We start from the raw sequence: 13,365 nt of genomic DNA, 5'->3' as shown, positions 1-13,365 counted from the left end.
ATTAACAACTTTAATTATATACAAAAAACGTACAAAGGTATACTTTGTACGTCTAGTTTATCACTCAAAGTAAACCCTGTAGCTCATCACCTATACAAATAAGTGACAGTATTACACATCTTATGTGTAATCCCAGAAAATATTATTGCAAGAAATATTTTCTTCGGCTATAAATCCTTTTTCCAATCATTAACGCTTGCCAGCTCCTATTGGATACTCTTATTTACAGCTACCTCTACCCTAGGTTAATAGGATATTAAAATTTGATTATTCTAATAATAATACATATTTTAGAAAAAATCAACTTATTTATAGAAATATTGCTAAAATTTAAATCCAAAATTTGTCAATTCTTGTTTTAAGACATTAAGATTAGCTTCTTCCATTTCAGCTAAAGGAAGTCTTAAATCTCCAACATTAAAACCTAAAATATTCATAGCAGTTTTAACTGGAACTGGATTTACTTCTATAAATAAGGCGTCAATTAAAGTATCCATATCAAGTTGTAATTTTTTAGAGCCTTCAATGTCACCTTCAAAGAATTTAGTTACTAAATCATGGGTTTCTTTAGGGCATATATTAGCAAGTACAGAGATAACACCACTTCCACCTAATGATAATAGAGGTAGTATAGTATCATCATTACCGGAGTATATAGCGAAGTCTTTAGGCACTAATTTAGCTATTTCTGCAACCTGAGCTAAATCTCCACTAGCTTCCTTCACAGCAACTATATTATCTATTTTAGCAAGCTCAGCCACAACAGATGGCTTTATATTTACCTTAGTTCTTCCTGGTACATTATATAAAATAATTGGTAATTTAACGCTTTTTGCTATTGTTTCAAAGTGAAGTTTAAGACCTTTTTCATTAGTCTTATTATAGTAAGGAGTTATGATTAAAAGACCATCCACTCCCAATTTTTCAGCTTCTTGGCTCATATGAACAGACAACATAGTATTGTTTGAACCAGTACCTGCTATAACTGGTATTCTCTTGTTGACTTTTTCAACTGTATATTTTATTACAGCAAAAATCTCAGATTCACTCATAGTAGTAGCTTCACCTGTTGTTCCACAAACAACTAGTGCATCTGTGTCATTTTCAATATGGTATTCGATTAATTCACCTAATTTTTCAAAGTTGACATTGTTATCCTCCATAAATGGGGTAACTAAAGCAACAGCAGAACCTTTAAATAACATATAATCAAATCTCCTTTTTTATTTAAATTTAATTTTTTAAGTACAATAATAATTATAGTACAAATTAATTAATTTTAATAGGTATAGTTAATATCTTAACTGTATAAAGTAAGATATTTATATTATATTAATATTAAAAAAATTTAAAATAAATGTTTTATTCTCAAAATATGCATATTAATTTAATAAAATATACCAAAATGGAAATAAAAAATAAATTTTATGCGAATTTAATAACTAATAATTAATATATTTAGGTTATAATAAATATGTGCGTAAAAATAAATAATAAGCATTAACATAGAAAATTTAGGAGGAATAATATGGATACTTTAAAGGAACTTTTTAAAATAGGAAGTGGACCTTCAAGTTCTCATACTATGGGGCCACAAAGAGCAGCGGAAAGATTTAAAAATGAAAATCCAGATGCAGAAAGTTTTAGAGCAATATTATATGGTAGTTTAGCTGCTACAGGAAAAGGTCACTTAACAGATTATATAATTGAAAAAACTATAGCTCCAAAGAAAGTTGAAATCGTTTGGCAGGAAGATATAATAAAAGATTTTCATCCAAATGGAATGAAGTTTGAAGCTTTAGATAAAGATGGAAATGTGACAGCTGAATGGACTGTATATTCTGTTGGTGGAGGAACTATAGCAGAAGAAGGTCAAAGAAACAGTAAAAGCAATAGTATATATCACCTAGACACTATGGATGAAATAGTGAAATGGTGTAAAGAAAATAATAAAACTTTAGTTGATTTTGTGTTAGAATGTGAACCATCTGATATAAAAGACTATATAAAAACTATAAAAGATGCTATGAGAAAATCTATTGATGATGGACTAAGCACAGATGAAGTAATACCAGGTAAATTATTATTAAAAAGAAGAGCAAATAATTTTTATAAAGCGTATCAAGAAGATAAAAGTTTTTCAACACTTGTATATGCATATGCACTAGCAGCTTCAGAGCAAAATGCTTCTGGTAATATAATAGTTACAGCACCGACTTGTGGTTCTGCTGGGGTAATACCAGGAATATTCTTTGCAATGCAAGATTTTTATAAATACGATGATGAAAAAATAATTGAAGCATTACTTGTAGCTGGAATAATTGGAAATATAATAAAAACTAATGCATCAATATCTGGTGCAGAAGTAGGATGTCAAGGTGAGGTTGGAGCAGCTTGTTCGATGGCAGCAGCGGCAGTAGCGTATTTAAAGGGTGGTACTATAGACCATATTGAATATGCAGCAGAGATAGCACTTGAACATCATCTAGGAATGACTTGTGACCCTGTATATGGATATGTTCAAATTCCATGTATAGAAAGAAATGCAATGGCAGCTCAAAGAGCTTATGATGCAGCTAAGTATGCATTATTAACTGATGGCTCACATTCTGTCTCCTTGGACCAAGTCGTTGAAACAATGAAAGAAACTGGTATCGATATGATGGATAAATACAAAGAAACTGCAAAAGGTGGACTTGCTAAACACTTCTTCTCTTGCTAAAATTAAAAATTTTTCAATAATAATTCCCCTGTTTTGATTTATGAAACAGGGGAATTATTATTAATGGTGAATTATTTAATAATGCAAAATATTTTTATATTCAATTTAGTTTTTTATTTTTAAATATGAAAGTATATTATATAATATTTTAATTATAAGAGATATAGAAATATTTTTATAATAAATTATAATTTGGAGGAGATTACATGAGAGAGGCATCGTATTTACAAGAACAACTTTACAAGCATAGGAATGCATTAAATCCTATTGCAGAAATTGGAAGAAAAGAGTATAAGACTTCAAAATATATAAGGGATTATCTTGATAAAATAGGAGTTGAATATGAAGTTTATTTAGAAACAGGAATAGTAGGTGTGATAGAAGGCAAAAGGCCAAGAAAAGATATAGCTTTTAGAGCTGATATAGATGGTCTTCGTAGTGAAGAAGGTGTAAAACATTTATGTGGCCATGATGGACATGCTACTATATTGCTTGGATTAATTGAGTATTTAAATGATAATAAAGAAGATTTAAATGATAATGTTGTATTTATATTCCAACCAGCAGAAGAAGGGCCAGGTGGAGCAAAAGCATTGATAGATGCAGGTGTGCTTAGAAAATACAATGTGGATGAGATATATGGGCTTCATATATACCCAGAATTACCAGAAGGTTATGTAGGTACAAGAGAAGGATACTTCATGGCTCAAATAGGAGATATTGATATAGAAATAGTATCTAAAAGTGGACATGGAGCTATGCCACAAAATGGAATTGATGGTATAGTGATAGCTTCAAACTTTATAAGTTCACTTCAAACTATAGTATCAAGAAATATAAGTCCAATAGACAATGCAGTGTTGACTATAGGTAGAATTGAAGGAGGGGCTAGAAGAAATATAATAGCTGAAAATATAAAGATGGAAGGCACTATTAGATGTTTTAATCCAGAAGTGTATGAGAGAATGAAACTTAGAGTTAAAGAACTTGCTAGAGGCTTTGAATTGTCTTATAACTGTAAGGTAAATATAAATATTATGGATGATTATATAGCTGTTAAAAACGATAAGGACTTGTATAAAGAGTTTGTAGAAGCTGTTGGAAAGGATACGGCTATAGAATTAGACCCACTTATGATATCAGAAGATTTCTCTTATTATCAAAAAGAAGTTCCAGGACTGTTCTTTATGTTGGGCTCAAGAAATGAAAAAAAAGGATTTGTAAATGGACTTCATAATATAAACTTTAACTTTGATGAAAAAATATGTGTGAATGCACTAAATGTCTATGCAAAACTATTAAAATATAAAAAAGCAATAGATTAAAATATATTCAGTTTTGTAATGAATAAGTTGTAGATAGCTTATATAAAAAGGTCAATTTTTTTGGTAAGACTGTAAATAACATATATTAAAATTATAAATAACACATACTTAGAAAGAATAATTTTAAAAAGTCATAAATTTAAAATACTTATATTTAAAATACTTACATTTAAAAACATATGAATTGATAAATACCCCTTACTTATTTGTATAAATTTCTTTTAATTGACAAAAATACAAATAAGAAGGGGTGATTTTTTTGAAAGAAAATATGAAAAGAGAAAAGAAGATAACTAATGGCAAGAATACTAAAATATTGACAAATGATGATATAATGAAATATGAGATAGCCTCTGAACTAGGTCTTATGGACAAAGTTGGAGAACGTGGGTGGGCAGGACTTACAGCTAAAGAAGCTGGAAGAATTGGAGGTATGCTTACATCACGCAAAAAGAGGCTGAGAAAGATTGTGGAGGGGCAGAATAAAAAGGATGAGTCAATATAGTGATTTTGCGTTTGTATATGATGAACTTATGAATGAAGTTGATTATGATGGATGGGTTAAATATATAGAAGATATAATAGCTAATGAAGGTGTAAAAGTAAAAAATATATTAGAATTAGCATGTGGTACAGGTAATCTCACAATTCCATTAACTAAAAAGAGCTATGATATAGCTGGAATTGATATATCTGATGAAATGCTTAGTGTAGCAAGAGAAAAGGCAGAAAAAGAAGGCGTAGAGTTAGTTTTACTTCAACAAGATATATCAGAACTGGACTTTGATATATCCGATTTGGATTGTGTACTTTGTGCTTGTGATGGATTTAATTATATAACTTATGATGATGATTTAGAAAATGTATTTTCAAAAACATATGAATTATTAAAGAAAGATGGAATCTTTATATTTGATATAAGTTCATTTTATAAATTAGCCAATATATTAGGAAATAATATGTATGGAGAAAACAGAGAAGATATAGCTTATATGTGGCAAAATTACTTTGATGATGAAGAAAATTTGATTGAAATGGAACTGACATTTTTTATTAAAGATGAAGATGGAAAGTTTGAAAGATTTGAAGAAGTACATCAACAAAGGGCATATACTGAGGATGAAATAATTGATATGCTTAAAAAATCTGGATTTAGGGATATAAAATCTTATGGAGATTTTACATTTGAAAAACCTAATGAAGAAAGTCAAAGGATATTCTTTGTATGTAAAAAATAAAGCTTTTATTGTTGTGTACAAAAAGAAGTGTTATTAATATAAAATATTATTGATGAAAATATAAAATGTTATTGATGAAGGTATAAAATATTATTGGTAAAAATAAAAAAGGTAAAGTTTTCTGTATTAAAAATTAAAGTAATTTAAAGTAGTAATATAGAAAAAAATAATAGTATAGAAAAATAGTATGATTAACAAAATGTGGAGGAATACAGATGAAAGATTATGTACTAAGAGCGACATCAGGAAATGGTCAAGTTAGAGCATTTGTTGCAACTACTAGAAATACAGTAGAAGAAGCTAGAAGATTACATGAAACTACAAAAGTAGCAACAGCAGCACTTGGTAGAACATTAACAGCAACATCTATAATGGGATTGATGATGAAAAATGACAGTGATAAATTGACTGTAATAATAAAAGGTGGTGGACCAATTGGAACTATCATCGCAACAGCAAATTCTAAGGGGATAGTAAAAGGCTATGTAGGAAATCCTCATGTAGAAGTTGAAGATTATCCAAATGGAAAGTTGAATGTTGCAGCAGCAGTGGGGACAGAAGGTGTTGTAAAAGTTATTAAAGACTTAGGTCTTAGAGAGCCATATAATGGAACTTATCCATTAGTAAGTGGAGAAATTGCAGAAGACTTTACTTATTACTTTGCAGTGTCAGAACAAACTCCATCAGTGGTAGCTTTAGGTGTTCTTACAAAAGAGGATGAAGTTGAGTTTGCTGGAGGCTTTATAGTTCAATTAATGCCAGATGCAGAAGAAGAAACTATCGCAAAATTAGAAGAAAATGTAGCTAAATTACCTTCAATAACTAATATGTTAAAGGAAGGAAACTTACCAGAAGATATATTAAATAGAGTTTTAGATGGTTTAGAGCCTAAAGTACTTGATACTTGTGAAGTTGGATTTGAGTGTGAGTGCTCAAAGGAAAGAGTGAAAACTGCTTTAGTGGCAATAGGGAAAAAATCTTTGGCTCAAATAATAGAAGAAGATAAACAGGCAGAAGTTGGATGTCAGTTCTGTAACGAGAAATATATGTATAGTGAAGAAGAGTTGCTTGAAATTTTAAAGGAAATGTAGAATAAAAAGAATGTGGAATATTAAAATAGTAGCATTAATAGTGGAATATTAAAATATCAGTATTAATATAGAAATTTAAATATAATCCATTAAAAATAAGAATTATATGTTAAAAGATGTTAAGAAAGAAATCTAAGATATGTTGAGAAAGATAAACTTAATAAATTTTAAGAATTAAAGGGCTTTCTAATTGCAGTATTTGTAATATTGCGATTGGAGAGCTTTTTTAGTTTATTGTGCCTTGTGTCAAAGATTGTATAAAGCTACAAATTATTGTAAAATAATTTGTGTATTTTAACCTATTTACAACAAAAATTTACAAGATATTTGAATTGATAAAAAGGAGAAAATTTTAAGAATGGAAAACAAAAAAAAGCACATAGTCATAAGTATATTAATACTGTTTATGATATTTATAATGGCTATTAACCTTAATGGTAAACTTGAGACACCTATTCCACAGAGCAATAGCAGAAAATTTAAATCTAATGCTGTATTTTACCCACAGCATCAAGATGATGAAGTCTTATGGGGAGGAAGTGCTATTGTTAATGCAATAAAACAATGTGGAACTGATAATGTATATGTTGTGTTGGTATCAGATGGCTCTGGAGTGAACGTTTTTAGAGCTAATACTAAATTTAGAAATTTAACTAGGAAGCAAAAGGAAGAGCTTAGGAACAATGAATTTAAGTCAGCACTAAAAGAGCTTGGAGTAAAACAACAAAATATAATTATACTTGCTGATATAGATAAAAAAGAGGGGACACATTATAAGTTAATGGAAAAGACAATATTAGATTTTGAACATAAATTTAAGGGTGATGTCACTCATATAGCTCATCATTATAAGTACGATGACCATATAATGCATAGAAAAAATGGTGCAGTTTTAAAGAAGCTTAAACGTGAACGTAAGATAAAAGATGACTTGTATTTTATAAAACCAAAATATGTAAAGTACATACCAAGAAATGAAAGAGCTATTTATAAAGCAACTAATTTTAATGATTATAGTAAGGTCAAAAGTGCGTGTTATGAATATAAGGTTGTAAATTCAAAACGAAAAATGTATGGTATAGGGTATATCTCAGCACATAGCTATTTTGAAAACCTTTTAAATGACCCTGAACTTACGTCTGTGTTAAGTGAAGATTAAAGTAATTTACATAAAGGTATCTTAAAAATATTATTTACTAATGATAAAAAAGTATTTGAGGATAATAAGAATATATTATGATTAGACAAGGTTTAGTATCTCAGTTATGATTTTAAAAATCATTTTGAGGTACTTTTTTTATGCTCTTAATAAGTTTATATAGACTTTTTATATGAAATTTTAAACCCTACAGTATACAACCAAGGGATAGGTCACGTGCTATAATTTGCTATAAAAACAATTTAGGAGGGTAAAGTATGGGTAATGAATTTATAGTTTTAAAAGGATGTAAGGAAAATAATCTAGATAATATTTCATTAAAAATACCAAAAAGAAAAATAACTATATTTACAGGTGTATCTGGTTCTGGAAAATCGTCTATTGTTTTTGAAACAATTGCAAAAGAATCACAACGTCAATTAAATGAGAGATTTAGTACTTTTGTAAGAAGTTTTTTACCTAAGTATGGAGAAGTTAAAGCTGATTGTATAGAAAATTTATCAACACCGATTATTATAGACCAAAGTAGACTTGGAGGTAATTCAAGGTCAACCTTAGGTACTATCACAGATGTAAATTCCTTTTTAAGGGCTTTATATTCTAGATTTGGAAGCAAGCATATAGGTAATGCTAACATGTTTTCCTTTAATGATGTTAATGGTATGTGTCCAGATTGTCATGGGCTTGGGAAAAAACTAATACCTAACATGAAGCATATTCTTGATATGAATAAATCGCTAAATGAGGGCGCTATTTTGCTTTCAGGTTTCGGAGTGGGTTCTTGGCACTGGAATATATTTGCCGAATCAGGATACTTTAATATTGATAAGAAAATATGTGATTATTCAGAGAAAGAGCTGAAAAAATTTTTATATGGTGAGCCAGAAAAGATTACAGTAGAAGAAACTGGAAAAATAAATATGACATATGAAGGCTTAATGGTTAAGTTTAATCGTCTATATCTAAGTAAAGAAGGAGAAATTTCTGAGACTACTAAGAAAAAATTGAGTAAACTCCTTATAGAAGACAAGTGTCCTGTTTGCAATGGAAGAAGACTTCATGAAAGCGTATATAAATCTTTAATTAATGGCTACAATATTGCAGACTTGACAAGTATGCAACTTGATGAATTAGTTAAGGTTATTAAAGATATAAATGAGCCAGAAGCACAACCTCTACTTAAAGGAATACTAGAAAAACTAAATAACATCATAGATATAGGTCTAGGGTACTTAACTTTAGATAGGGAAACATCATCACTATCAGGTGGAGAATCTCAGCGTGTAAAGATGGTAAAATATTTAAATAGTAACCTTGTAGATTTGATGTATATTTTTGATGAGCCAAGTATAGGTCTTCATCCAAGAGATGTTTATAAATTAAATAATCTTCTAAGAAAATTACGTGATAAAGGAAATACAATTATAGTTGTTGAGCATGACCCAGATGTTATTAAAATTGCAGACCACATTGTAGATGTAGGTCCAAAAGCTGGTAGGTATGGGGGTAAAGTTGTATATGAAGGAAGTTATGAAAAGTTGCTTTCAAGTGGGACATTGACAGGAAATGCCTTAAATAAAGCTCTTTCTATTAAGGAAAATGTAAGAGAACATAGAGGATATTTAGATGTTAAAGATTGTAATAAAAACAATTTAAAAAATATATCTATAAAGATACCTAAAGGTGTATTAACTTTAGTGACAGGAGTAGCAGGAGCTGGTAAGAGTACATTAATTAAACATGAATTTTTAAAGCAAAATACAGATGCTGTATTAATAGACCAAAGCCCTGTATCAGCTAATTCTAGGTCAAGCTTAGCAACATATAGTGGAATTATGAACGATATAAGAAACAGTTTTGCAAAAGTAAATGGTGTTAAAGCGTCTTTGTTTAGCTCAAACTCAGAAGGAGCTTGTGATAATTGTAAAGGCTCTGGAACAGTACAAACAAACCTTGCATTTATGGAAAGTATAAAAAGTACTTGCAATATTTGTGAAGGAAAAAAATTTAAAAAAGAAGTTTTAGAATATAGATTTCAAGGGCAAAATATAATAGAAATTCTTGAAATGTCAGTTTCAGATGCGATTGAATTTTTTAGTCTAAAACAGATTAAAAAGAAATTACAGTGCATTGAAAAAATGGGAATCGGATACCTTACTTTAGGGCAAACTCTGGATACATTATCTGGAGGAGAGTGTCAAAGATTAAAGCTTGCTAATGAATTAAATAAGGAAAGTTCAGTGTATATATTAGATGAGCCGACAACAGGTCTTCATATGGCTGACATTGAAAATTTTATAAGTATAATTGAAGAGATTGTAGATAATGGAAATACAGTTATCATAATTGAACATAATATAGATATAATTAAAAGAGCAGATTGGATTATTGATATGGGTCCTGAGGGAGGGACAAAAGGTGGGAAAGTAATCTTTGAAGGAACTCCAAAACAATTGTCTAACAATAAAATATCGCTAACAGCAAAATATATAGTATAATAGATAAAATACAATAAATATAGATGATATATGAGTAAATATAATGGGTATATAATATGATAGTTAAGTTTAACAATAATAAATAATATGATAAATATTCAAATTTAATTAAATATAGTGTCAGAAATCCGTTTAAATAGCAAGTTTTTAACGGTTCTGACATTTTTTATTATTTTCATGAAGATTGACAAGGTAGGATTTTCTATTAGTTACTTTTTAGTGTCTACTTGAAAGTTTTATATTATGACCTTAACATGTAATTTATGGAATAATTTACTTAGTGTAGTAAGATGCAGTCTATAACTAAACTATAATTTTATAATTTGAATCTTATTAAGTAAAACTCATAAAAGGAGTGTAAGTAATGCTAAACGATATGCTAACGCTATTATCTGAAAGAAGTGATTTTTTTATAAAACTATCCATCGAACATTTGACAATTTCTATTATTTCTATAATAATTGCAATTGTTTTAGGTGGTACAATTGGTATCATTGTAAGTGAATTTCACAAGTCTTCTAAGCCCATCTTGGGGACTATCAATTTTCTATACACTATACCATCTATTTCTATGTTAGGTTTTTTGATACCATTATCTGGAATTGGAAATACTACAGCTGTTATTGCTCTTACTATATATGCATTATTACCTATGGTTAGAAATACATATACTGGAATTACTAACGTAGATAAAAATATACTTGAAGCAGCGAAAGGTATGGGAAGTACAGACTTTCAGATACTATATAAAATAAAACTTCCACTAGCCTTACCTGTTATTATGTCTGGGATTAGAAACATGGTTATTATGACAATTGCATTGACTGGTATCGCTTCATTTATAGGTGCTGGTGGTCTGGGGGTAGCTATATATAGAGGAATCACAACAAACAACACAGTAATGACAGTCACTGGAAGCATTCTTATTGCTCTATTGGCTTTGTTATTTGATTTTATTCTAGGATTAGTAGAAAGATTTTTACAAAGAAAAAGAAAAAAGAAAAATAGGAAAAAAGTATTTGCCATTCTAGGAAGTCTTATCCTCATAACAACTATCTTTACATCTTATTTTTTTAACTCTGCAAAGACTCAAACTATTCATATTGCTACAAAACCAATGACTGAACAATATATTCTTGGTGAAATGTTGGATATTTTAATTGAAAAAAATACAGATTTAAAAGTAGAAATTACACAAGGTGTAGGCGGAGGAACATCCAATATTCAGCCAGCTATGGAGAATGGAGAATTTGATATTTATCCAGAGTATACAGGGACAGGATGGAATATGGTACTGAATAAAAATGAATTATACACTGAAAATATGTTTGAGAAATTACAATCTGAATATAAAACTAAACTTAAAATGCAGTGGACTGGGATGTATGGTTTTTCTAATAGTTATGCGTTGGCAGTCAGAAAAGAAATTGCAGATAAGTATAAATTAAAGAATATCTCAGATTTGAGAGATATATCTTCTAAATTGACATTTGGTGCAGAGTATGATTTTTATGAAAGAGAAGATGGCTATACTCCACTATGTAATACCTATGACTTACACTTTAAAAACACAGTTGATTTAGATATTGGACTTAAATATCAGGCAATCAATGAGGGAAAAATTGATGTAATGCCTATATTTACAACTGATGGTCAGTATAGTGTTTCAGATGTTGTAGTTTTAAATGATGATAAAAGCTTTTATCCATCTTATCAATGTGGAAATGTTATTCGTTCAGAGGTGTTAGAGGAACATCCAGAACTTTCAAAAGTATTTCAGATGGTTAAAAATATTTTAACTGATAAAGAGATGGCTAAATTGAATTACGATGTAGAAAATAATAATTTAGAGCCTAGAGAAGTTGCACGTGAGTTTTTGAACAAAAAGGGACTTTTATAATTGGAGGAAATATAATGACACCTATTATACAATTTAAAAATATTGAAAAACAATATAATGATAAAACAATCATAAATAATCTAAATTTAGATATAGAAAAAGGAGAATTTTTAACTGTTATTGGGTCATCTGGAAGTGGAAAAACAACACTTCTAAAAATGATTAATGGTCTTATTTTGCCAGATGGAGGAGATATTTTAATTAATAAAACAGACATTAAAAATGAGGACTTAATTAAATTAAGAAGAAAAATAGGCTATTGTGTGCAGGGAAGTGTTCTTTTTCCTCATATGACTGTTGAAGAAAATATTTCATATGTGCCAAATCTCCTTAATCGAAAAAATAAGTTAGAGATAAAAAATGCTGTAGACAAATGGATGCAAATCGTGGGATTACCAAATGATATGAAAACAAGATACCCATCTGAATTATCAGGTGGTCAGCAACAGCGTGTAGGGATTGCACGTGCTTTAGCTTCTTCACCAGAAATCTTATTGATGGATGAACCTTTTGGAGCTGTTGATGAAATTACACGAAAACAGTTACAAAAAGAGATAAAAGAAATTCATAAAAAAACAGGAATTACGATTATCTTTATTACACATGATATTTATGAGGCCTTGATTTTGGGTACAAAAACTTTAGTATTGAATCATGGAGTCATTCAACAATATGATACTCCTGAAAATATTTTAAATGCTCCTGCGAATCAATTTGTAGACCAATTACTGAATGTAAAAAAATCTATAACGAGTTATGATGATTTAAAAGAATAAAGTTAATCTAAAAATTAAATTATGATAATACTGAAAAGCTATTGACCTTGAGTTAACTTTAAGTCGTATACTAAAAATGTAAGAATAGTTAAGCGAGGCATAGGAGGTATTAAATATGGATAGAGAAAGAGATTTAGGTACAGGAGCAGTTTTCCCTATTGGGGAAGAGAACAAAGCATTTGCACAGTATTTTACAGGAGAATGTTATTTAAATATGCTTACTACTAAGGGTGTGGGAATTGGTAATGTGACTTTTGCTCCTTCTACAATCAATTCATGGCACATACATCATAAGGGTGGACAGATTTTACTTGTAACTGGAGGTAGAGGATATTATCAAGAGTTTGGAAAACCAGCTCAGGAATTGCATGCAGGCGATGTAGTTAATATACCACCAGATGTAAAACACTGGCATGGAGCTGCACCAGATAGTTGGTTTCAGCATCTAGCTGTAGAAGTACCAGCAGAGGGAGCCTTCAATGAATGGTTGGAGCCTGTATCTGATGAAGACTATGGTAAACTAAAATAGAATATTTATAAACTTATAAAAAATGAAGAGTGTATATTAGTTAAAATTACTAAATATACACTCTTTTTATTTTGAATTAATGAAAAGTTAAGAGAATAGTAGTTTTTTAGAAAATAAAATTAGTATA

Annotated in this window: 11 protein-coding genes and 1 riboswitch; of the genes, 10 read left to right on the top strand and 1 reads right to left on the bottom strand. The window is 29.4% G+C overall.

Annotated features, from left to right (window positions below; genetic code table 11):
- Positions 1–71 precede the first annotated feature (71 nt).
- Positions 72–246, bottom strand: a riboswitch (Lysine riboswitch).
- 77 nt (positions 247–323) lie between these two features.
- Positions 324–1,205, bottom strand: a complete 882-nt coding sequence (gene dapA, locus IC218_RS11510; protein ID WP_227433726.1) for a 4-hydroxy-tetrahydrodipicolinate synthase — start codon at positions 1,203–1,205, stop codon at positions 324–326.
- 323 nt (positions 1,206–1,528) lie between these two features.
- Here dapA and IC218_RS11505 point away from each other — a divergent pair, with 323 nt between their 5' ends.
- From IC218_RS11505 to IC218_RS11460, 10 genes are all read left to right on the top strand, one after another.
- Complete coding sequence (locus tag IC218_RS11505) at positions 1,529–2,722, top strand: L-serine ammonia-lyase (protein ID WP_227824471.1); 1,194 nt, start codon at positions 1,529–1,531, stop codon at positions 2,720–2,722.
- Positions 2,723–2,928: 206 nt separating this feature from the next.
- Entirely contained in the window at positions 2,929–4,047 is a 1,119-nt protein-coding gene (locus IC218_RS11500) for an N-acetyldiaminopimelate deacetylase (protein WP_227433728.1), read from the top strand.
- Positions 4,048–4,318: 271 nt separating this feature from the next.
- Positions 4,319–4,552, top strand: coding sequence for a small, acid-soluble spore protein, alpha/beta type (locus tag IC218_RS11495; protein WP_227433989.1), 234 nt, complete (start codon positions 4,319–4,321; stop codon positions 4,550–4,552).
- Positions 4,539–5,285, top strand: a complete 747-nt coding sequence (locus tag IC218_RS11490) for a class I SAM-dependent DNA methyltransferase (RefSeq protein WP_227824470.1) — start codon at positions 4,539–4,541, stop codon at positions 5,283–5,285. The genes IC218_RS11495 and IC218_RS11490 overlap by 14 nt, the downstream gene beginning before the upstream one ends.
- A 215-nt stretch (positions 5,286–5,500) precedes the next feature.
- Positions 5,501–6,376 (top strand): Hsp33 family molecular chaperone HslO, encoded by an 876-nt coding sequence (gene hslO, locus IC218_RS11485; RefSeq protein WP_227824469.1) that lies wholly within the window; start codon positions 5,501–5,503, stop codon positions 6,374–6,376.
- 358 nt (positions 6,377–6,734) lie between these two features.
- A complete protein-coding gene (locus tag IC218_RS11480) occupies positions 6,735–7,535 on the top strand; it encodes a PIG-L family deacetylase (RefSeq protein WP_227824468.1) in 801 nt (266 codons plus the stop codon).
- A 257-nt stretch (positions 7,536–7,792) separates the two neighbouring features.
- Positions 7,793–10,033, top strand: a complete 2,241-nt coding sequence (locus IC218_RS11475) for an ATP-binding cassette domain-containing protein (RefSeq protein ID WP_227824467.1) — start codon at positions 7,793–7,795, stop codon at positions 10,031–10,033.
- 364 nt (positions 10,034–10,397) lie between these two features.
- Positions 10,398–11,933, top strand: a complete 1,536-nt coding sequence (locus IC218_RS11470) for a glycine betaine ABC transporter substrate-binding protein (protein ID WP_227824466.1) — start codon at positions 10,398–10,400, stop codon at positions 11,931–11,933.
- A gap of 14 nt (positions 11,934–11,947) precedes the next feature.
- Entirely contained in the window at positions 11,948–12,709 is a 762-nt protein-coding gene (locus IC218_RS11465; protein WP_227481883.1) for an ABC transporter ATP-binding protein, read from the top strand.
- 115 nt (positions 12,710–12,824) lie between these two features.
- A complete protein-coding gene (locus IC218_RS11460) occupies positions 12,825–13,238 on the top strand; it encodes a cupin domain-containing protein (protein WP_227433735.1) in 414 nt (137 codons plus the stop codon).
- Positions 13,239–13,365: the final 127 nt, after the last annotated feature.

The organism is Clostridioides sp. ES-S-0005-03 (genome assembly GCF_020658455.1).
Taxonomy (GTDB): domain Bacteria; phylum Bacillota; class Clostridia; order Peptostreptococcales; family Peptostreptococcaceae; genus Clostridioides.
Note: the sequence above shows the minus strand (reverse complement) of the source record. Positions and strands in the feature narration are given on the sequence as shown.

Bases quoted from the DNA above. Each gene is read 5' to 3' on its own strand.
- dapA (WP_227433726.1), bottom strand. From the start codon at position 1,205: ATGTTATTTAAAGGTTCTGCTGTTGCTTTAGTTACCCCATTTATGGAG.
- IC218_RS11505 (WP_227824471.1), top strand. From the start codon at position 1,529: ATGGATACTTTAAAGGAACTTTTTAAAATAGGAAGTGGACCTTCAAGT.
- IC218_RS11500 (WP_227433728.1), top strand. From the start codon at position 2,929: ATGAGAGAGGCATCGTATTTACAAGAACAACTTTACAAGCATAGGAAT.
- IC218_RS11495 (WP_227433989.1), top strand. From the start codon at position 4,319: ATGAAAAGAGAAAAGAAGATAACTAATGGCAAGAATACTAAAATATTG.
- IC218_RS11490 (WP_227824470.1), top strand. From the start codon at position 4,539: ATGAGTCAATATAGTGATTTTGCGTTTGTATATGATGAACTTATGAAT.
- hslO (WP_227824469.1), top strand. From the start codon at position 5,501: ATGAAAGATTATGTACTAAGAGCGACATCAGGAAATGGTCAAGTTAGA.
- IC218_RS11480 (WP_227824468.1), top strand. From the start codon at position 6,735: ATGGAAAACAAAAAAAAGCACATAGTCATAAGTATATTAATACTGTTT.
- IC218_RS11475 (WP_227824467.1), top strand. From the start codon at position 7,793: ATGGGTAATGAATTTATAGTTTTAAAAGGATGTAAGGAAAATAATCTA.
- IC218_RS11470 (WP_227824466.1), top strand. From the start codon at position 10,398: ATGCTAAACGATATGCTAACGCTATTATCTGAAAGAAGTGATTTTTTT.
- IC218_RS11465 (WP_227481883.1), top strand. From the start codon at position 11,948: ATGACACCTATTATACAATTTAAAAATATTGAAAAACAATATAATGAT.
- IC218_RS11460 (WP_227433735.1), top strand. From the start codon at position 12,825: ATGGATAGAGAAAGAGATTTAGGTACAGGAGCAGTTTTCCCTATTGGG.